Annotated in this window: 14 protein-coding genes; 3 read left to right on the top strand and 11 right to left on the bottom strand. The window is 41.5% G+C overall.

What is annotated here, in order from left to right:
• Window positions 1-50: 50 nt before the first annotated feature.
• Entirely contained in the window at window positions 51-1,403 is a 1,353-nt protein-coding gene (locus PE36_RS17760) for a sigma-54 dependent transcriptional regulator (RefSeq protein WP_006033442.1), read from the bottom strand.
• Between the two features lie 52 nt (window positions 1,404-1,455).
• Window positions 1,456-3,237, bottom strand: a complete 1,782-nt coding sequence (locus PE36_RS17755) for an ATP-binding protein (protein ID WP_043994723.1) — start codon at window positions 3,235-3,237, stop codon at window positions 1,456-1,458.
• A gap of 217 nt (window positions 3,238-3,454) precedes the next feature.
• On the opposite strand from PE36_RS17755, the gene PE36_RS17750 reads away from it, so the two are divergent.
• Entirely contained in the window at window positions 3,455-3,913 is a 459-nt protein-coding gene (locus PE36_RS17750) for an Lrp/AsnC family transcriptional regulator (protein ID WP_006033439.1), read from the top strand.
• A 17-nt stretch (window positions 3,914-3,930) separates the two neighbouring features.
• Here PE36_RS17750 and PE36_RS17745 read toward each other — a convergent pair whose 3' ends face one another.
• The 9 genes from PE36_RS17745 to gorA all read right to left on the bottom strand — a co-directional run bounded on the left by PE36_RS17745 (window position 3,931) and on the right by gorA (window position 14,067).
• Window positions 3,931-4,581 (bottom strand): SCO family protein, encoded by a 651-nt coding sequence (locus PE36_RS17745; protein WP_006033438.1) that lies wholly within the window; start codon window positions 4,579-4,581, stop codon window positions 3,931-3,933.
• A gap of 19 nt (window positions 4,582-4,600) precedes the next feature.
• Window positions 4,601-5,110 (bottom strand): copper chaperone PCu(A)C, encoded by a 510-nt coding sequence (locus PE36_RS17740; RefSeq protein ID WP_006033437.1) that lies wholly within the window; start codon window positions 5,108-5,110, stop codon window positions 4,601-4,603.
• Between the two features lie 14 nt (window positions 5,111-5,124).
• Entirely contained in the window at window positions 5,125-5,580 is a 456-nt protein-coding gene (locus PE36_RS17735) for a hypothetical protein (RefSeq protein WP_006033436.1), read from the bottom strand.
• A 238-nt stretch (window positions 5,581-5,818) separates the two neighbouring features.
• Entirely contained in the window at window positions 5,819-6,358 is a 540-nt protein-coding gene (locus PE36_RS17730) for a dihydrofolate reductase family protein (RefSeq protein ID WP_043994721.1), read from the bottom strand.
• A gap of 26 nt (window positions 6,359-6,384) precedes the next feature.
• Window positions 6,385-7,266, bottom strand: a complete 882-nt coding sequence (locus PE36_RS17725; RefSeq protein WP_006033434.1) for a Dyp-type peroxidase — start codon at window positions 7,264-7,266, stop codon at window positions 6,385-6,387.
• Window positions 7,267-7,321: 55 nt separating this feature from the next.
• Complete coding sequence (locus tag PE36_RS17720; protein ID WP_006033433.1) at window positions 7,322-9,112, bottom strand: aminopeptidase P family protein; 1,791 nt, start codon at window positions 9,110-9,112, stop codon at window positions 7,322-7,324.
• Window positions 9,113-9,362: 250 nt separating this feature from the next.
• Window positions 9,363-10,268, bottom strand: coding sequence for a DMT family transporter (locus PE36_RS17715; protein ID WP_006033432.1), 906 nt, complete (start codon window positions 10,266-10,268; stop codon window positions 9,363-9,365).
• Between the two features lie 176 nt (window positions 10,269-10,444).
• The gene (locus PE36_RS17710) at window positions 10,445-12,469 is read right to left on the bottom strand and encodes a methyl-accepting chemotaxis protein (protein ID WP_006033431.1); all 2,025 of its coding nucleotides are present in this window, start codon (window positions 12,467-12,469) and stop codon (window positions 10,445-10,447) included.
• Window positions 12,470-12,711: 242 nt separating this feature from the next.
• The gene (gorA, locus tag PE36_RS17705; RefSeq protein WP_006033430.1) at window positions 12,712-14,067 is read right to left on the bottom strand and encodes a glutathione-disulfide reductase; all 1,356 of its coding nucleotides are present in this window, start codon (window positions 14,065-14,067) and stop codon (window positions 12,712-12,714) included.
• 259 nt (window positions 14,068-14,326) lie between these two features.
• Between gorA and prlC the strand changes: the two genes are divergently transcribed.
• Both prlC and PE36_RS17695 read left to right on the top strand, forming a co-directional pair.
• On the top strand, window positions 14,327-16,366 hold the full coding sequence (gene prlC, locus PE36_RS17700) for an oligopeptidase A (RefSeq protein WP_043994718.1): 2,040 nt from the start codon (window positions 14,327-14,329) through the stop codon (window positions 16,364-16,366).
• Between the two features lie 214 nt (window positions 16,367-16,580).
• On the top strand, window positions 16,581-19,013 hold a 2,433-nt coding region (locus PE36_RS17695; protein WP_006033428.1), incomplete at its 3' end, for a diguanylate cyclase domain-containing protein.

Here is a 19,013-nt window from a genome sequence, read left to right as displayed (position 1 = left end):
CTGGCCATTTTTAGTTGTGCTTTTTTTACAGGTTATTGCTGCATAGATCGTTATTTAACAGCCTGTTCTTTAAAAGCTTGTTTATCGATTTGATGCTTTTGCATTTTGTCATACAAGGTTTTACGTGCCAGATTAAGTTGATGCATAGTGTCTTTAATACTGCCATTGCAACTTGTTAGTGCTTGTTCAATCAGAATTTTTTCGAAGGCTTCAACTTGCTCGGATAAGTTTTGCGTCAATGTTGCCTGTGCTTCGTTAACCGAGCTTAGACCGGTGAGTTTACCCAGCAATATATAGCGCTCTGCCGCGTTTCTTAACTCACGGACATTACCCGGCCAGTCATGCGCGAGCAGAGTCTGTACATCTTGAGGGGGTAAGGCGGGAGCTGCTTTACTGTACCGGGCAGCAGCAACCAATAAAAAATGATGGAACAGGCTTTGAATATCGTCGAAACGTTGGCGTAGGGGCGGTAAGTTTAATGTCACTATATTGAGGCGATAATACAGATCTTGGCGAAATACCCCTGTGTTGGCTGCTTGTTTTAGATCGACTTTAGTGGCGGCAATAATACGAATATCCAGCAGTATTTCTTTATTCGAGCCAAGGCGTTCGAGGGTACGTTCTTGCAAGATACGTAATAGTTTTATTTGCGCCTGCATGGGCATTGACTCTATTTCATCGAGAAATAAAGTGCCGCCTTGGGCATATTCAAATTTACCAATACGCCTGCCTGATGCACCCGAAAAAGCACCTTTTTCATGGCCAAATAATTCACTTTCAATGAGGTTTTCTGGTACTGCGCCACAATTGATGGCGACAAAATTATGGGTTCGACGGCTACTTTGTTCATGCAGCGAACGGGCAACGAGTTCTTTACCGGTACCGGTCTCACCAAATAATAGAATATCGGCTGGTGTATCAGCAATTTGAGCAATCATTTCACGTAATTCTACAATCGCTTTAGTGGTACCTATGATCCGAGGGCCCAGTGTTTCTTTGGCTTGCAGGGCTTTTTTTAAGGTTTTGTTTTCTTCGGTTAACATGCGTTTTTCGATAGCGCGTTTTACCGATTCTGTGAGTCGTACTGAGGCAAATGGCTTCTCAATAAAATCATAAGCCCCATCCTGCATCGCTTGTACCGCAAGTGAAATATCACCGTGCCCCGTAATTAGAATAACCGGTAGGCTAGGGTCTTGTTGCATCAGTTTTAGCAATAATTTATGACCAGATAAACCGGGTAAACGGATATCAGTGATCACCACTAAAGGTGTTTCTACAGCCAGCTGAGTGAGTGCGGATTCAGCATCGGCAAAACAGGTCACGCTAATTCCAGCAAGTTCTAGGGTTTGCTGATTAGCGAACCGTAGATCTTCTTCGTCATCAATAAAAAAAACCTGACTCATTATTTATCCTATGCTTGTCTTGTAATAGCGCTGTGATGGCACTGTCATTGTTTTATGCTAACTCGGTGATTGCAGCTATGGGCAAGCTAAGGCTAAATCTGGCCCCAGAATTAGGGCGGTTTTCTGCTTTAATGTTGCCGTGCATATTACGCATTATTTTGTGGGATATGGATAAACCCAGACCGAGACCTGTGTCCTTGGTAGTAAAAAATGGATCAAACAGTTGCGGTAAATTTACTGGGTTTATTCCTGAGCCTGAATCATCAACTTGGACAATGACTTGCTCTTGATGTCGGCACAAAATAATATGAATATGTTTTTCACTGGTGTCTTCAACCGCTTGCATGGCATTGGATAATAAATTCACCAGCACTTGCTCTAGTTGTACCTGGTCGACATTAACCTGAACATCAATGTTGGCGTCATCCACAGTAATACTGACCTGGTTATTTTTTAATTGCGGTTTGACTAACTCGACGGCCATGTTAATCACATTCCGCAGTGGCACTGTGTGCAATTCACCGCTGGATTTACGGGCGAAAAATTTTAACTGTGAACTTATTTTTGCCATGCGCTCAGTTAAATGAATGATCCGTTGGAGATTATCTTGTGTTGACTGATGTTGTTCGCGTTGCAAAAATACCAAGGCATTATCGGCATAACTACGAATGGCTGCGAGTGGGTTATTTAATTCATGGCTGATGCTCGCTGACAGCTGACCCAATACCGCTAACTTAGCGGTCTGGATCAGTTCTTTTTGGGTATCTCGCAGGGTTTGTTCCATTTTCTGCCGTTCAATGATCTCGTTATTTAGATCTGCGGTGCGGCGTTTAACTTCTTGTTCTAATTTGTGCTTGGTTTTGATGCGCTGTACTTCTTTGTCCTGGTCGCGCTGACGTTTATGCATGGATAATCTTAAGCGTAAATTGAGCAACCAAAAAACGAGTGACAGTAATACCATGCCAATAGCAATATCAATGAAGATCGCGGTTAAGGGGGCGAAGACCCTTACCGTCCAACCCGCTGCGGGCATATATTTACTGATGGAAAGATAATTAGTCGCAAACGGTTTACTTGTCGTTAGCTGTAATAGGGTGGGGTTGTCCTCGAGCGGGCCTGAGAAGTTTAGTGCGGCAATTCTCTTGTCACCATAACGGCGGCTACGGTCTATTTGTTGTAATTTTTCGGTACTCAGCGGCGTTAAACTATGCAGCAGCCATGACTGGGTATTGGAAATAAAAATAACATTGTCATCATCCGTCACCATAAAGTGAGATTGTTTGCCGGTCCACTCTTTTTCAATTTTCGATAGATCCATTTTCACCACGACAACACCAATGATTTTATCTGCGTTGATAACCGGAGAGGAAAAGTAATACCCGCGTTGTCCCGATGTCGTGCCTAACGCAAAGTAGCGGCCTTGTTGTCCGCTAACGGCTTGCTGAAAGTAAGGACGGAAAGCAAAATTTTTGCCAATGAAGGTTTGTTCATCGCGCCAGTTATTGGCGGCGATGGTGGTGCCATTAAGATCGATAAGATAAGTATCTGACGCGCCAATGGTATTGTTAACATGTTTTAAATAACGACTGGTTTTTTCTTGCAGTTGCGCATTGTCGATATCTTGTAAACTCGCGACCACTAACTTTTGATCGAACAGTAATCTGGGAATAGCGTCAAAGCGTTGTAATTGGCTTTGTAAGTGAGCCGCAAAAATATCTAATTGTTGATTGCTTTGGCTGACTAATTTAGCGTAACCGGATCGCCAAACCCAGCTTGATAAAATAATTACACTGATGAGATAAAAACCAATTAAAAATTTTCGTGTCGTTAACATTATTACACCTCTATGCATACAATAACGTAACATGGTTAAATTTCCAATCAATGGCGGTCAGAGTGCGAGCCAGGTACTTATCCTAGTGTTATTTTATCTATTTATTAAGCGGTTTATCTTACGAGCACCGCAACTATCCCCTAAACTATTTACCAAACACGATGGTTGAGATTAGAATGTCATTAATTGGATTTTTAAAGAAAGGAATTACTTCACTATGTTAGATTCGAAGGATAAATTGATTTTAGATTTGTTGCAGCGTGATGCGTCGCTGTCAATTGCTGATCTTGCCGACAAAGTGAGTTTAACTGTCTCACCTTGCTGGAAACGATTAAAACGTTTAGAAGATAATGGTTATATTTTACGTCGTGTGGCTTTACTTAATGAGCAAAAACTCGGCCTAGCACTGACCGCCTTTGTTAATATAAAAACACAAAATCACAGCGATAGCTGGTTTAAGAAATTTGTTGTTAGTGTCAATGACTTTGCCGAAGTGATCGAGTTTTACCGTATGGCCGGAGAATACGATTACATGATGAAGGTATTAGTAAAAGACATGGCGGCATTTGATGTGTTTTATAAACGATTGGTTAATTGCGTCGATGGACTAACAGATGTCACCTCTTCCTTTGCGATGGAAAGGTTAAAAAATACGACGCAATTACCGATCTCTTAATAACGAACCCTGCATTATTATAATTTAAGCAGGTCTGCCGCTATTTTTTTCGCGCTATGGGGCGGTGCAAATGCCGCTACATATTGTCCTTCTGGATTAACTAAATACAATCGAGATGAATGATTAATTAAATAACTCTCACGCTGGTCTTCTGGAATTGGACTACTGTAAGGCACAGAGACATACTGACCATTATTAGCTAAAAACGTTTTTTGATAAATAACCCCAAAGCTAGCCACTAATTTATCGATCTCGCTGGTTTCACCGGTGATCCCGATGAATTCATCGTTATAAAATTGCGCGTAGCTGGTCAGCATCTCATTACTATCTCGTTGTGGGTCGACAGAGATAAAGACCACTTGTGGCATGGTTTTACCGGCCGTAGTCATGATGCTTGCAACATTGTTGAGATTGTATAGCTCGGTCGGACAAACGTCTGGGCAGCTAGCATAACCGAAGAATACTAATGACCATTTATCTTTAAACAAGGCACTGGTGTGTGCTTGATTATTGCCGAGAACGACATCTGGCAGGGTTACTTGCTGAGGTTGTGCGTAAGCTGTCGTGAATGTCGGTAAACTTGGCTGTTGCATATTATTGGCAACCATAGCGCCAAGCGCGCTAAGGCCAATAATACCCGCAGCGATGATAGCCTTAGATTTTTTCATTCGTGTCCCTTTGTCGAAACTAATTATGTTTCATATTCGAGTGGTCCATTTTGCTATGGTCCATCTTGCTGTGATCCATTTTAGCTTTACTGTTATCACGCTTAACAGGCATTTTCGCACTGATCTTGTCACCATTTAATAACGTAAACGATACATTAACCACTTCACCCGGCGCTGCGATCTTGTTTGGTTCTAATAACATCACATGGTAGCCACCAGGCTTAAACTGAAAAATAGTGTTTGCAGGGATCGTCACTTGCAACTGTTTTTGCATTGTCATCATGCCGTCTTTTTTACCTGATAAATGCAGTTCGCTACGGCCAAAACCTTGTGCTTCAACATTCGTGATCACGATTGGTTTATTACTGTGATTCATCACGTTGAAAAAAGCGGCTTGCACTTTTGCTGATGGTGGCGCTGCACGAACCCAAGCATCCATGATCATGATGTTAGTTTTTTCAGCCGCAAATGTTGGTGCTACAGAAAAAATAGCAGTCGCGATAAGCGTGGTGATTATTGATTTTTGCATTGTTTCGTCCTGAGTTAATTAGTTGTCGTGGTAAATTGAAACGGTATCAAATAAGGTTGGCCAGCAACTGTGATGGTTAAGTCTGCTTGCCATAACATCTCACCCTGTATGCAGATCGCCAGTGCTGTCTCGGCGTGGTATTTATCCTTGTCAATCGCATTCAGCGCAGTAGGGAAGCCGGGCATGGTCATATTCATCCCATTAATCGCAATGCTGGCATTATCAATTCGAGTGCCGTTTAAATTTATCGATAATGGCGTCATCGGCTTGGCATTGAATGGTGTGATCGACAGCGAAATTGTTTGTTCTGGCGTTAACTGAACCTGACATTTTTGTTGATTAACACGACAGTCTTGCTGCAGTGGTAATTGAATGCGGTTGAGATCCTGCTGCGGCTGATAGAAGACGTTGAAATAACCGACTACGGCGATTGAGATAATACTCACACCAGCTGTTAACCATTTAGACATGGATAAGGACTCTTATACTTAGGATTAAATTCAAAAAAGGATATTCGTTTTATAATAAAACAATGAATAACATAATATTACTTTAATTTTCAATGTAGATAAACCGCGAATAGAGTAAAACGCAAGTTAACACTTGTTTTGAGGCTATTTTAATGTGGGTCGATTACTGAGCAGAGGTAAGGCGATGCCGCTCATGTATATTAGCGGCATCGACCATATTAATGTGGATTCGTATGTATCATGCACTTTTGTTGTTTTTTATTATCTTATAATGTGTTTGGATAAGCCCAGATGGATAAGATTGAGAGGATAATAGGATCACTCCAAGCTCTGGCAAGGGCGCATTAAATAATCGGATGCCGTTACCGAGTAAAATAGGAATGGTGGACAAAATTAATTCATCTACAAGATCAAGACGTAATAAGGAATCGGCCAAGTTTGCGCCCCCAAGTAACCAAATATTTCCCTTCGAGCTGGCTTTTAATTGTTTGATCGTTGCAGCAGGATCGGTAATAAAAGTAACGTTATCATTCGGGGTAATATCGGGTGAGTGAGAAGCGACAAAACATTGCTTGTCGGCGTATGGCCAGTCATCAAAATCTTTGATGACCTGAAAGGATGTGTTACCCATAATGACGGCACTGATACCATCGAAAAAATCTCGATAGCCATAATCCTCCCCTTTTACTTCGACATTTGAGAGCCATGAAATGTCATGGTCTACTTTGGCAATGTAGCCATCAAGGCTAGTGGCTATATACAAAATAACGTTCGACATAATCATCGCTCCCAGTTGAATGCAAATTAACTCATCAATGTATCTAGTTCTGTTTGAGAAGGGGCAAACCAGTATGATCCTGTTACCGCATCTGAATAATCAATTAATCTATCTGTGACGCCGTCTGGAATTCCGTACATACGTTGTAATTGAGTGGTAAAGCGTAATTGTTCACATGCGAATGCTAAAAAGTATAGTCCGTGTTCGGATGCGTTACCATAAGGTGAACTACGACGGTATATTTTCATGCCCGATACGTCGGTACGGCTAACGTGTGAATTCGCTGGCATCGCATCGCCGGATAACTCGATATCGTCTTCTTTGGTACGGCCTACAACCGCTTCTTGTTCCGGTACCGGCATCGCATTGAAGCTGGCCAAATCATGTACCCATTTTTGTGATAACACGAAGCTACCACCTGCGCCTGGCTGGCCTTCTGGGATCAGTGAGGCTAATTGACGTGCATCTTCTTTGGGATTGGCAGTACCATCAACAAAACCAATTAAATCGCGATTCTTATGGTATTGGAAACCGGAAATATCCAACTGATTATCGGCAATTTTACTTAGTGCTGATTGGATATGGAATGCTTGCTCTAACGTATGGCTAGCATTGTCGCTGTGGATCCAAAACATGACATCACCTTGACTGGCGATGGCTTTTTTTCCGTGTGGACTGGCGATCTCGGTAAAGTCGTCAAATGCGGTTAATTGCAAATCAGGTAATAGGGTATTGGTGGCGCTACGACCAAAAGCAACAACAATGTTAATGTCGTCAGTTTGTTTGCATAGTGCCGTTTGCAGTGCACTTTGAATGTTTGCTAAATAAACATCGTCTTTAAATTTGTACTCTAAATGATGGTAGCTTTGACTTTGTTCGTTAAAAATAGCGTTCTGTGGTTGGGTCATGCCAACTCCTTTTAATGCATAACCAATCTAATCGCTTAGATTGGTTAGAGAATAATTAAATAGCGTGTGTAGCTTGAGATAACCACTGTAAATCAGCACCGGTTAACAATGGTGATAATGCGTCACGTACTTGGGTGTGATAAGCATTGATCCAGTTTACTTCGTCTTGTGAGAGTAGTTGTTGATCTATCAGATGCAAATCAAAAGGAACCAGTGTTAATGTTTCAAATTCGTAGAATGTCTTGCCATCATGGCCACTATCTTTAGCCACCACATAAATTAGATTCTCACAACGGATACCGTATTCATCTTGCTTGTAGTAACCCGGCTCATTGGATACCACCATGCCCGGTATTAATGCTACGCCGTTCGAGTTTTTACCAATACGGTGTGGACCTTCGTGTACATTCAAGAAACAACCGACACCGTGTCCAGTACCGTGGTCATAATCATAACCTTGCTGCCATAAAAATTGACGCGCCAGTGAATCCAGTTGTCCACCGTTAGTGCCTGCTGGGAACTTCATTTTAGCCAGTGCGATATGACCTTTTAATACTAGCGTGAACATCTTTTTGTGTTCAGCACTTGGTGACCCAATCGCCACGGTACGGGTAATATCGGTGGTGCCATCAAGATATTGGGCACCAGAGTCCACTAAGTAAATGCTGTCCATTGGTAATTGCGCAGGTACACCATTGTTATGATTGTAGTGGCACATTGCAGCGTTAGCACCGGCTGCAGAAATAGTATCAAAACTTAATTCAACGAAGTTCTCGTTTGATGCTCGGAAACCGGTGAGTTTGTCAGACAGATAGGCTTCATCATGCAAACGGCCCGCGGCTACTTCTGTTTCTAGCCAATGTAGGAAGCGAACTTCTGACGCGCCGTCTCGAATATGTGAGGCACGCATACCCGCAAGTTCAACGGCATTTTTACACGCTTTTGGTAATGCCACCGGATCATTGCCAGCAATTAGGGTGGCGCCAGCTTGTTGTGCGGTTAACTGGCTAAATGCATTAGATGCTTCCGGATCGGCCAATACCTGTAGTTGTTGCTCACCTAGGGCTTGGTAAGTTGCTGTTGCTTGTGCTTCATCAACAATCTTGACACCTGCGCCTACGTGCTCGTGGAATCCTGCTGGGATCTTCGCAGGATTGGTGAAGAACGTCATGGAGCCATCTTTACGTAATACCGCACTGCCTAAGATCACGCAGAAGCAATGAATGTCTTTACCACGGATATTCAATAACCAAGCGATAGAGTCTAATGCACTGATAATCACGGCGTCAGCACCTTGCTTGGCGATATCAACGCCGATCTGTTGGCGTTTCTCTAAACTTGATTGACCTGTGTATTTCTCGTCGAGTAACAGGCCTACATTTTCTGTTGGTATTGGTCTATCTGACCAGCTTAAATCAATTGGGTTGGCATCGACTGCCACTAAGTCGATTTGTTTATCTGCTAAGATTTTTTTACTGGCGTTATGCCAATTTAAATTATGTACTTTGGCGTCATAACCGACATTGGCATTCGCGGACAGTTGTTCACTTAACCAAGCAACATGTGGTGTGTCGATAAGATGATAAAACTCAAAAAACTCGCCATTAACTTGCTGCTTAACCTGAATAGTATAACGACCATCGGTAAAAATGGCGGCACGGTCTTTTAAAATTATGACTGTGCCTGCAGAGCCGGTAAAGTCACTGCACCATAATAAACGTTCGTTATGTGCTGGTACATACTCGCCAAGGTATTCATCTGCGCGGGGAACGATAAATGCGTCTAAGTTTGCTGCATCCATATGTGCACGTATTGCTGCTAATTTCTGTTCTATTGCTTGAGGCATCTTGCTGTCCGGTTTGTCATGTTACCTGACGCGATATTCTGCGTTTTATAGGGTCATGTTCTGGTTATAGAAAGAGATAATACTGAAACATTAACCTGTTAGGCTTTAGATATGCAAGAGGAGGTAATGGGGATTGTGATATTTTCAGTAATTAAATTGCGATTAAGTCACTATTTACTGCTTCATTTAACGTTGCTGGTGGCTGAACTTGGTTATCAGCCACCGATTTAGAAGGTTAAGTGCGTCGCTATTATTTCGCTGTTACGGTACGACGTTTTTTACGCCAGTTAATTTGCTGGATCACGAGCCCCACGATAATGGTCACTAAGCCGATAAAGGTTGATGGGTGGATCTCTTCACCCACAATTCTACTGAGTAAGAAGAGTGATATAAACGGCGAGATAAAGATAAGATTACTGACTTGCGCGGTATTCGTCGCTAATTTAATGGCCATTAACCACAATATAAATGAAATACCCATTTCAAATAAACCGATATAAATCGCACCAAGGATCCCCTCTACGGAGTCAAAATTAAAATCAGCGAGTAATGCGGTGGCGATGAAGGTAAACGGGAGACTTAATAAAAATCCAAGTAATAAACTAACGATAGGATCATTGTTATTCCTCGCATTAATGATCCAATAACTGGCCCAAATCAAGGTGCTTAATAATGCCAATGCCACCCCCAGTGGACTTTCAAAATTCAGCCCTAACAGATCACCTTTAGTGGCAATGATTAATGCCCCGGTATAGCTGAATAAGATAGCAACCCAGTCTTTTTTCCGGATCTTCTGTCCCAAGAAAGGTACAGACAATAATGTGAGCGTGATTGCCCAAGTGTAATTTAATGCTTGCGCTTGTGATGCGGGCAATAAGTCATAAGCCTTAAACAACACTAAATAATAGAGAAATGGATTAATCACCCCGAGTGTTAAATAGAATAGCGGTTGTTTGATAAAGTATTGCTTGAGTAGGTGCAGCTTTTTTTGTTGGTAGGCAATTCCCAGTAATAAAACGATACTGGTCAATGAGGCAATTAAAACCATTTGAATTGGCGCAAAATGGCTAAGGGTAATTTTAAATGCAGAGGCCACAGTGGACCAGAGTAATACCGTTATCAAACCGAACAGCATGGCTTTTTTTTGATTTTTCATGAGTACCAATTTAGAGGGGGAGTAAAATGCGTGTTAGCAGTGTAATCGGCAAATTTATTCAGATCTAGTGTTTCATGCTGGAAAATTATATTCAAATAAATAAGTGGTGGCTTAAAGCAATAAAAATACGCTCAAGCCACCACTTTACTTAATCCAAGAGTGTTAATACGGAGATTTTAAAAAACGTATTCCTCGGCTACTTCCGATAATTTATCTGCCACGGTTAACAAGTTGTGTGCTGACTGGGTCGCTCCTGTCGCGACAGCACGAGCAGAGTCTGCTCCCGCTGATACATTACTGACATTACGCTCTATTTCTTCTGCGGCGAGACTTTGTTCTTCTATCGCACTGGCTATTTGATTATTGAGTGACACAATCTTATCGACGGATAAGGTAATGGCTTCAAAAGTATTTGAGGCTTCTTTGGCTTGCATTACGCCCATGTTGGCTTGCTCTCTACCTATTGCCATCACTTTTACGGATTCTTTCGCGCCAGCTTGTACACGCTCAATCATCACTTGGATCTCATTAGTCGATTGTTGTGTACGGCTTGCTAGCGTTCTCACTTCATCGGCTACCACAGCAAAACCTCGACCTTGTTCTCCGGCTCTGGCGGCTTCAATCGCAGCATTGAGTGCTAACAAATTAGTCTGGTCGGCAATACTCCTGATCACTTCAACCACACCACCAATATCGGTACAATGATTTTCCAGTTTCTGAATGGTATCACTTGATGTTTTTACCTCTGAAGCAATGGCATTAATCGCGATGATAGTTTGGTCAACAACTTGCTTACCTTCTAAAACCGCCCGCTCAGCATCACGCGTTGCACAGGTTGCATCATTGGCATTAATGGCCATCTCCGTTGATGTGGCAGCCATCAGTTTTATTGCCGCCGCTATTTGATGGGTTTCCGTTTGTTGTGCCGTGATAGTGGTTTCTGCTGAGTTGGTTTTATCTTTAATGTCTTGCACTGAACTATGCACATCGATTGCGCTGCTATTGAGCTGTTTTACCAACGTGCGCATGCCATCAATGGTGCTGTTGAAGTGTTGGGCAATAATAGCCAGTTCGTCATTGCTGACAATCTTCACATTTTGCGACAGGTCGCCATTAGATACATTTTGGGCTACTTGACTGATACTGCGAATAGTCTCTGTTAGTGAGATATAAATACTTAATAAGATCACCACACAAACCACGAATAAGACGATCAGTATGGTGTAAAAAACATTGAGTTCGCTGTTTTTTTCACTGAGTCTAACGGTTATTTCATTACCGAGCGTGTGAAAGGCAACTTGATACAAATTATTGATTTTTATTCGTAATTCTTCACCCAAACGATAAAGGGTATTTGGATCAATTTTGATCTCGGCGGATACGGTATTGATTAACTGGCGGTCGAGTAGGTCGTCGAGTGTTGCCATGGTGGTTTTTATCTGGTCGAGAGGTGTGATTAAGGTGTTGCGATAATCAGGATTAATGGCCACTAATGCTTGCACATCATTGTCGGCTGCGGAAAATATAATACTAAGTTGATCAATTCGGCGACTTAAATCATCGAAGCTGTTGGCTGTAAATGCGGCAAACGCGGCTGTTTCAGCTGCTTTGTCTGTTACTTGATAAGAGAAATCCGTTAATCTTGGCAACTGACTTTGGGTTAAATTAATCAGGTAGTAACTACTGAGGTGTGAATCAAACAATAATTTACTTTCGCTGTTGATCTCACGGGTACCGATACGCAGGTTTTCTAACATCAAATCGATAGCGTAGAAAATTTCTTCTGGTAATAAAAAATCACTGTCTGCTTTGAGCTGTTGCCAATCGGTTGTGATCTTATCAAACGCCGATAATTGCAATCCAGTTGCCGCCGTATAGCTGCGGTAATATTGATTAAAGGTGTTTTCTGCGAGCACTTGTGCTTGTTGTATTTTGTCATCACCAGGTTCGAGCTCTGCGACTTCTAAGCTGAGTAAATGGCGATAATCAATCAGCTTGTTGGCAACCTCAGGTAAGGCTTGCAGTAGTTGGTAGCCTTGCAGCTCTGATTCTGCAAAGGCAATATCTTTTTGTGTTTGCGAGATAATTGTAGAGGAAAAAAATACAATCGGTGTTGCAAGTAGCAAGATAACTAATCCAAACTTTTTCTGAAATGATAATCGACTAATCAGGTAGGTGATTGGTTGCAATAATGTGCCCATAAAAATATCCTTATCAATATGGTGAGATAATAGTTAGCCTGCGAAGTATGGTTAAGTGGCTAATGCCAACGCATGAGTAATATATCTAGTTGTTGAATGAATGTTAAGTATTTTGTGTGCGCATTTAACAAGGAAACAGTTGTTTCGTGATCTCGATGACGAGATTGGAGGATATTATTGAATTGAAAGTGGGAAAAGTGGTGCGCATAGCAATTATATGCACACCAGAATGCGAGTTAGATCTAGCGCATTGTCACAAATTCTTCTGAGCCAGTCGGATGGATAGCAACTACGCTATCGAAATCTGCTTTGGTTGCGCCCATCTTCATCGCTACACCAAAACCTTGGATCATTTCGTCAGCAGCAAAACCAATGCCGTGTAGACCCACAACCGTTTCTTCTTCACCCGCACACACCAATTTCATTTTGCAAGGTTGGCGGTTTGAAGTAATGGCCGTATACATAGCAGTAAAGCCAGATTGGTATACTTTTACGTTTTCTTCGCCGTACTGGGCAATTGCTTCGGCTTCTGTTAGACCGATTGTCCCAATTGGTGGGTGGCTAAATACCACGGTAGGGATCAGGTTATAATCCATTTTCGCCGTTGTTTTACCGTTGAATAGACGTTCAGATAATTGACGACCCGCTTTCACAGCTACCGGCGTTAGTTCAACACCACCTGCCATGATGTCACCCACACAGTAGATACCATCAATATTGGTGTTTTGGTATTCATCTACTTTGATGTAACCACGGTCATTGGTTTCAACGCCCGTTGCAGCAAGGTTGATCTTGTCTGTTGATGGATGGCGACCGATAGCCCAGATTAGGGTATCAACATTTTGTGACTCACCATTTTCAAGATGTAAGGTGATCGAACCATCGGCTTCTTTCACGACTTCTTTTGGTACTGAATTGGTATGTAATTTTGGACCAGAGGTGTTCATTACATCAACCAGCGTATCAATCAAAATTGGATCGAAACTACGCAATGGCGATTCTTTACGAACAAATAAATGTGTTTTGCTGCCGAGTCCGTGTAATACACCTGCTAGTTCAACCGCAATATAACCGGCACCGATAACCGCAACGCGTTTTGGCTGTTCTGTTAACTCAAAGAAACCATTTGAATCAATACCATGCTCAGCGCCAGGTACATTCGGGATAGTTGGTGCGCCACCAGTTGCGATCAGGATATGGTCAGCGGTATAAGTTTCGCCATTCACGCTTACTGTGTTTTTGTTTACGAAGGTCGCAAAACCTTTGATCACCGTTACTTTGTTATTGCCCAGTACGTTGTCATAAGAGGTGTGAATACGGCCAATATAAGCTTCACGAGCCGCAACTAATTTACCCCAATCAAGGCCTTTATTTTCAACATCAAAGCCATAATCTTTTGCATATAGGTGCATCGCTTCTGCGATTTGTGCGCCATGCCACATCACTTTTTTCGGTACGCAACCAACATTAACACAAGTACCACCCAGCGCCTTGGCTTCGATGATGGCAACTTTTTTACCGTGCATTGCAGCTCTGTTTGCAGATGCAATACCGCCGCTACCACCACCAATGGCAATATAATCAAAATGCTGTGACATATTCTTATAGTCCTTAATTGAGAAGATGAACTTATTATATGACTAAGTTCATCACCTTGTTTTGTAATAAAGTTAATTACACAGTTTAAACTGAATTGACAGATATTATTAGTAGGTAAAGCCATTCACGGCCATTACTTTTACCTATCAATGCAAAATGTTACGGGTAAAGCGTTTCTCGATATTTACTCGCTATACTTGAAATTATCATTTTATAGCCGCATTAACTAATTAATATCATTATAAATAGGATGACTCTATGACTAACCCACTTTTGACTATGACAGGTTTACCCCCATTTGCGAGTATTAAACCCGAGCATATTGTGCCTGCAGTCACGCAGGCAATTGCCGATTGTGACGCGGTTATTGCTAACGTATTGGCCAATGACGATGCTGTCACTTGGGCGAGCTTGGTTGCGCCGTTAGAAGAAAGTGATGATCGGTTAGGACGTGTTTGGTCGCCTATTGGTCATTTGAATGCCGTAGTGAGCAGTGATGAGTTACGTGAAGCGCATGATGCTTGCTTACCATTGTTATCTGAGTACCAAACTAAAGTCGGGCAGAACCAGCAATTATTCTTAGCCTATCAGCGTTTACATGACAGTAGTGAATTTGCCACTTTATCAACCGCACAGCAAAAAGTGATCACCAATGCACTACGTGATTTTAGATTATCTGGTATCGATTTAGTTGATAATGACAAACAGCGTTATGGTGAGATCACTAAACGTCTATCTCTGTTAACATCAACATTTAGTAATAATGTTATGGATGCAACGTTAGGTTGGCAGAAAGAGATCACTGACGAAGCACTGCTTATCGGTTTACCTGAGTCTGCAAAAGCTGCAGCGAAAGCAACGGCAGAAAGTAAGTCATTAACAGGTTACTTATTTACCTTAGATTTCCCAAGCTACTTACCGGTGATGATGTATTCTGAAAATCGAGAATTGCGCCGTGAAGTATATGAAGCATTCTGTACTCGTGCCTCGGATGTTGGTCCAAATGCAGGTAAATGGGATAACTCGGCGATAATGGACGAGATTATTGCCTTGCGTCATGAACTTGCCGCATTACTTGGCTTTGCTCATTTTGCCGAAAAATCATTAGCCACTAAGATGGCCGAAACACCAGCACAAGTGATTGAATTTTTATCTGACCTTGCCGATAAATCGTTTTCTCAAGCAGAAGTTGAATTAGCCGAAATCCAAGCTTTTGCTAAAGATAACTTTATGGCGAAAGCATTAGAAGCATGGGATCTGACATTTTATGCTGAAAAGTTAAAACAAGCTAAATATACAATATCGGATGAAGAATTACGCCCGTATTTTCCTGAAGATCGTGTTGTCAAAGGCATGTTCGAAGTGGTTAAACGTTTATTTGGCCTAAATATTATCGAAGAGCTTGGTGTCGAGTCTTGGCATAAAGATGTGCGTTTCTTCGAGATCTTTGATGACGAGGGCGAGTTACGCGGTAGTTTTTATCTGGATCTGTACGCGCGTGAACATAAGCGTGGCGGTGCCTGGATGAATGATTGCCTAACGCATCGTATTAAAGCCGATGGCGAATTACAAAAACCGGTGGCTTATTTAACCTGTAACTTTAATAAACCGGTTGGCGATAAACCTGCGCTATTTACCCATAATGAAGTGACCACGTTATTCCATGAATTTGGCCATGGCTTGCATCACATGTTAACTAAAGTGATCCCGGCTGCGGTATCGGGTATTAACGGTGTGCCTTGGGATGCGGTTGAACTACCAAGTCAATTTATGGAAAACTGGTGCTGGCAAGAAGAGGCGCTAGCGTTTATTTCGGGTCATTACGAAACCGATGAACCACTACCACAAGCGATGTTAGATAAACTATTAGCGGCGAAGAACTTTAACTCGGCAATGGGCATGTTACGTCAAATTGAATTGGGCTTATTTGATTTCCGTATGCACATGGAATATAACCCCGCGCAAGGTTCAAATATTCAATCGGTATTAAATTCGGTAAGAGAAAAGGTATCGGTATTATCGGCACCAGAATTTAATCGTTTCCAAAATGGTTTTTCACATATTTTTGCTGGTGGTTATGCCGCCGGTTATTACAGCTATAAATGGGCTGAAGTGTTATCTGCGGACGCATTCTCTCGTTTTGAAGACGAAGGTATTTTTAATGCCGAGACAGGTCGCGACTTTATGAGTTGCGTACTTGAACGTGGCGGCAGCGATACGCCAATGTCATTATTTGTGCAGTTCCGCGGACGTAAACCAAGCACGTATGCATTATTAAATCATTCTGGAATTAGCTAACGCAATGGATAACTTGCTATAACTGATAGGTTGTAGTGATTATCGCTCGGTTTTGATTTTAAAATAGTGGTAAATTGTGTATTATCTTGGCGTGATATTTACCACTTTATTTTTAGTGCTAAAGTATTACCATAGTTTTAGATAAGCTATGGTGATAATTGAAAGGATATCAATCTACTGCAGCTAAACTAATCGAATTCGTGGACAAGGATGTATGGTTGAAACTCTCACACTTAGTGATATAAACATTGATACGACACAATTGTTGGAAACTAATCATCTTGATTTTTTTCTGACTAATTTAGCGTCATTACTGCGTATTGATACTATTTATGTCGCGACTGTTTGTCCTCAAACTTTTGACTTATCTATTTTGTCTTGTCTACAACAAGGTGTTCTTGATGCTGATGTTGTTATCGACTTTAAATCCATGCCTTGTTTTGCCGCTTATCATCATGGCTATGCTGAATATGAGCAAGATTTAGTCTCTCGGTTTCCAGAACAAACGCAATTACAAGAATGGCACGCTGAAGCTTATTTAGGCATCCGCCTTAATGATCCATGCGGAAGGCCTATTGGTATTTTATCTGCATTTTTCCCTCGTAAATTGTCTAAACATAAACTCGAATTAAATTTAATCCGATTAGTTTCTGGTTTTTTAGAAAGAGAACTCCAACCTAAACAAATTAACATGTTACCGATAACGGCTATTACACCCGATATGCCTGTGGAGTTGAGTGCGTATACCTTGTGGTTGGAAGACAATATAGCTAAAGGTCTATTAAGCAGTTGGAGCTATTTTATAGAGCAAGATCGATTAGAATACTCTGATTCTGCGGCGAATATTATTGAAACGGATAACGTCAAAGCGATTAATCAATTTGATGCGTTATTAGCCTTGGTTGATAAGTTTGATAAACCTGGTGTATTACGTGACTTTCAATCGGCGATGACATCAAACTCAACAACCTCGATACGTAGTATTTTTAATATCACCACATTAAAGGGAAATTCTAAGCGTATCCAAAGTGATATCTATCCTATTGCCGATGAAAGGGGAAAAGTGTATCGCCTTGATTGCATCAGTAAGGATATTACAGCTGAAGAATTAACTAAGAAAAGAGCATCAGCGCAAGAGCGTATTCTTGAAACTGTTTTAGCCACAACACCGGTCGGGTTAATTAAACTTAATGCTAATCGTGAAATTAAATGGGTAAATAAACAAGCATGTAAAATGTTTGGTTATGAATTGGACGATTTTCATCGTTTACGTGAGCAAGGTACGTTGAATACCAGTAGCTTACACTTATATTTTGATGAAGATAAAGAGCAGTTTGAAGAGTACTATCAAGAAATATATGCCAATAAGCGTAATAACTTTACCCTTAATACACGCTATCGTCATCGTGACGGCAGTATATTATGGACGAAGTTAACGGTGACAGCGGTAAGGGATGATGCTCATAACATTCAGTATTTTATGAATACCATTCAAGATCTCACTGAAGAGCAAGATAATCGGCAACGTCTGTCTATTATAGAAAGTGTATACAGACACAGTGCTGAAGGCATTATGTTGTGTGATGCCAATGAAAAAATTATTGATGTTAATCCGGCATTTGAAACTATCACAGGTTATAGCGCCGAAGATGCGATAGGGCGTACCCATGATTTATTACGATCAGGTGTCCATGATGAACAGTTCTATCATGATATAGCCGAAGCATTACTTAAGCACAATGAATGGAAAGGTGTTATCTGGAGTCGTAACCGTGCAGGCGAGATATTTGCACAACAAGTGACGCTGTCGAGTATTAAAGAAGGCGATAAACTTAAATATTTCTTTGCCGTTTTTAGTGATGTGACCGAAGACAAGAAAACAGAACAGCAGATTATTACCCAGTCTAACTTTGATGCGCTGACCGGTTTACCTAATCGCCAATATTTTAGTGCTGAGATGCGTCATATTATCGATAAATCAGCTAAACATGACCAAAAATTTGCCATCATTTACATTGATCTTGATGACTTCAAATCAATAAATAATTCAGAAGATTTCATGGCCGGTGATCGCTTATTGAAAGAGACGACTGAACGACTAAAATACCGCAGTAGAGATAGTGATTTTCTTGCCCGTATTGATGGTGATGAATTCGCCTTCATCATTCCTGATGTGGTCAATAAGCGCCAAGCAGAAGTTTATGCGAAACAGTTACAAGGTGTATTTGCACAAGCCTATCAATTGTCAAATCAACAGCGTTATATAACCGCATCGGTCGGTATTACTATGTACCCAGAAGATGGGGTATCGGTAGAAGCATTAATGCAAAGTGCAGAACAAGCAATATTTGAAGCCAAGCGTAAAGGCCGTAATCAATGTGTCACTTTCACACAGGAGTTAAGTGATGCTGCGATCCTTAAACATCAAACCGTTGTCGAATTAGCTGAAGCAATAAAACGCGGTAATCTTGACGTTTACTATCAACCTATTGTTGATAACGTTACGGGTGAAATTGATAAACTAGAAGCTTTAGTACGTTGGCAGCATCCGGATAGAGGTTTTATTTCACCCGCTGAGTTTATTCCGCTTGCTGAAGAGGGCGGACTTATCCAGAGCTTGGGCGAATATGTACTCGATCAGGCATGT

Source organism: Moritella sp. PE36 (assembly GCF_000170855.1).
Lineage (GTDB): Bacteria > Pseudomonadota > Gammaproteobacteria > Enterobacterales > Moritellaceae > Moritella.
This window is presented reverse-complemented; position numbering and strand designations above follow the sequence as displayed.

Excerpts from the sequence above, each read along its gene's own strand:
- PE36_RS17760 (WP_006033442.1), bottom strand. The coding sequence starts at position 1,403 with ATGAGTCAGGTTTTTTTTATTGATGACGAAGAAGATCTACGGTTCGCT.
- PE36_RS17755 (WP_043994723.1), bottom strand. The coding sequence starts at position 3,237 with ATGTTAACGACACGAAAATTTTTAATTGGTTTTTATCTCATCAGTGTA.
- PE36_RS17750 (WP_006033439.1), top strand. The coding sequence starts at position 3,455 with ATGTTAGATTCGAAGGATAAATTGATTTTAGATTTGTTGCAGCGTGAT.
- PE36_RS17745 (WP_006033438.1), bottom strand. The coding sequence starts at position 4,581 with ATGAAAAAATCTAAGGCTATCATCGCTGCGGGTATTATTGGCCTTAGC.
- PE36_RS17740 (WP_006033437.1), bottom strand. The coding sequence starts at position 5,110 with ATGCAAAAATCAATAATCACCACGCTTATCGCGACTGCTATTTTTTCT.
- PE36_RS17735 (WP_006033436.1), bottom strand. The coding sequence starts at position 5,580 with ATGTCTAAATGGTTAACAGCTGGTGTGAGTATTATCTCAATCGCCGTA.
- PE36_RS17730 (WP_043994721.1), bottom strand. The coding sequence starts at position 6,358 with ATGTCGAACGTTATTTTGTATATAGCCACTAGCCTTGATGGCTACATT.
- PE36_RS17725 (WP_006033434.1), bottom strand. The coding sequence starts at position 7,266 with ATGACCCAACCACAGAACGCTATTTTTAACGAACAAAGTCAAAGCTAC.
- PE36_RS17720 (WP_006033433.1), bottom strand. The coding sequence starts at position 9,112 with ATGCCTCAAGCAATAGAACAGAAATTAGCAGCAATACGTGCACATATG.
- PE36_RS17715 (WP_006033432.1), bottom strand. The coding sequence starts at position 10,268 with ATGAAAAATCAAAAAAAAGCCATGCTGTTCGGTTTGATAACGGTATTA.
- PE36_RS17710 (WP_006033431.1), bottom strand. The coding sequence starts at position 12,469 with ATGGGCACATTATTGCAACCAATCACCTACCTGATTAGTCGATTATCA.
- gorA (WP_006033430.1), bottom strand. The coding sequence starts at position 14,067 with ATGTCACAGCATTTTGATTATATTGCCATTGGTGGTGGTAGCGGCGGT.
- prlC (WP_043994718.1), top strand. The coding sequence starts at position 14,327 with ATGACTAACCCACTTTTGACTATGACAGGTTTACCCCCATTTGCGAGT.